The following is a 2,363-nucleotide window of genomic DNA, read 5'->3' on the forward strand; positions in this document are numbered from 1 at the left end:
CCTTCGCCGACGCCGCCGACGGCACCGGCTGGGGTGAAGGCGTCGGCATGCTGCTGGTCGAACGACTTTCCGACGCGCGCCGCAACGGGCACCCGGTGCTCGCCGTCGTCCGCGGCTCCGCGGTCAACCAGGACGGCGCCAGCAGCGGCCTGACCGCGCCGAACGGGCCGTCGCAGCAGCGGGTCATCCGGGCCGCGCTCGACCGCGCCCAGCTGTCCGCCGAGCAGGTCGACGCCGTCGAAGCGCACGGCACCGGCACCACCCTCGGCGACCCGATCGAAGCGCAGGCGCTGCTGGCCACCTACGGCCGCGGCCGCGCCGCCGACCGCCCGCTGCTGCTCGGCTCGGTGAAGTCCAACCTCGGGCACACGCAGGCTGCCGCCGGTGTCGCCGGGATCATCAAGTCCGTCCAGGCCATGCGGAACGGCGTGCTGCCGCAGTCGCTGCACATCGACGCGCCGTCGTCCCAAGTGGACTGGAGCGCGGGCGAGGTCCGGCTGCTCACCGAGCCGACGCCGTGGCCGGAGACCGGGCAGCCGCGCCGGATCGGCGTCTCGTCGTTCGGCGTCAGCGGGACCAACGCGCACGTCATCCTGGAGCAGGCGCCGGAGGAACCGGAACTGCCTTCGCGAGCCGCGTCGGGGCCGGTACCGTGGGTGCTGTCGGCGAGTTCGGCGGAAGCGTTGCGGGCTCAGGCGTCCGCGTTGCTGGAGCACCCCGGCGACCCGGCCGACGTCGGGTACTCGCTGGTGAAGTCGCGGGCGCTGCTCGGTCACCGCGCGGTGGTGACCGGAGAGGGCGGGCTCGCCGCGCTGGCGGCCGGTGAGCCGAACCCCGGTCTCGTCACCGGGGAGGCGTCCGCTCGCGGCAAGGTGGCGCTGGTGTTCCCCGGGCAGGGTTCGCAGTGGGCCGGGATGGCTCTGGAGCTGGCTTCTTCGTCGCCGGTGTTCGCGGCCCGCCTGGACGAGTGTGCGGTCGCTTTGTCGGCCTTTGTGGACTGGACGTTGCGCGATGTCCTGGCTGACGCGGAGGCTTTGAACCGGGTCGACGTGGTCCAGCCCGCGCTGTGGGCCGTCATGGTGTCGCTGGCCGAGCTGTGGCGGTCGTACGGCGTCGTCCCGGACGCGGTGGTGGGGCACTCGCAGGGCGAGATCGCGGCCGCGGTGGTGTCCGGTGCGCTGTCCCTTGAGGACGGTGCGCGCGTGGTGGCGTTGCGCAGCAAGGCGATCCTCGCGCTGGCCGGCCGGGGCGGGATGGTCTCGGTCGCGGCGTCCCTCGCCGACGTGGAAGCGCGGCTGGCGGACGGGCTGTCGATCGCCGCGGTGAACGGCCCCGCCGCGGTGGTGGTCTCCGGTGCGCCGGACGCTCTCGACGCGCTGATCGCCGCGTGCGAGGCCGACGGTGTTCGCGCGAAGCGGGTGCCGGTGGACTACGCGTCGCACTCGGCGCAGGTCGAGCAGCTGCGCGACGAACTCCTGGACGTCCTGGCTCCGATCACCCCTCGCGCAGGCGAGATCGCCTTCATCTCGACGGTCACCGGCGAGTGGAACGAAACGGTCGACGCCGAGTACTGGTACACGAACCTGCGCAGCGCGGTACGGCTGGACTCGGCCGTCGAGCGGCTGAAGCGTGAGGGGTTCACCTCGTTCATCGAGGCGTCCCCGCACCCGGTGCTGACCATGGCCATCGGCGACGACGTCGTCGCGCTGGGCTCGCTGCGCCGCGACGACGGCGGGCTCACCCGGTTCCACACCGCGCTGGCCGAGGCGCACGTCAACGGGGTCGCCGTCGACTGGACCCCCGCCTTCCCCGACGCGCGGATCGTGGACCTCCCGACGTACGCCTTCCAGCGCAAGCGGTACTGGCTCGACGCGCCGGTGAAGCCCGTCGCCGGAGATCCCGCGGACGCCCGGTTCTGGACCGCCGTCGAGGGGGAAGACCTCGGCGCGCTGGCCGACCTGATCGGCGTCGGCTCGGAGACGTCGTTCGCCGAGCTGCTGCCCGCCCTCGCCCGGTGGCGGCGGCTCCGGCAGGAGAAGTCCACAGTGGACTCCTGGCGTTATCGTGTCGAGTGGAAGCCGTTGCCCGAGCCGGAAGCCGCGACGCTGTCCGGCCGCTGGCTCGTGGTCGCCGCGCCCGGCGCGGACACCGCCGAGGTGACGAACGCTCTCGCGGCCGCCGGTGCCGAGCCGGACGTGGTCGAGTCGGTCGGCGACCTCGCCGACGTGGCCGGAGTGGTGTCCCTGCTGCCGGACGCGCCCAGCACCCTTCTGCTGGCGCAGGCCCTGGCCGGGAGCACCGCGCCCCTGTGGCTGCTGACGCGCGACGCCGTTGCCGCACTTCCCGGCGACGGCGCCCCCGCC

At 73.8% G+C, this 2,363-nt stretch carries 1 protein-coding gene; it reads left to right on the forward strand.

Annotated elements, in window-relative coordinates:
* A partial coding sequence (locus G3I65_RS09120; RefSeq protein WP_160695700.1) for a type I polyketide synthase occupies positions 1 to 2,363 on the forward strand: 2,363 nt, incomplete at both ends.

Source organism: Amycolatopsis sp. SID8362, assembly GCF_010550475.1.
In the GTDB taxonomy this organism is placed as follows: domain Bacteria; phylum Actinomycetota; class Actinomycetes; order Mycobacteriales; family Pseudonocardiaceae; genus Amycolatopsis; species Amycolatopsis eburnea.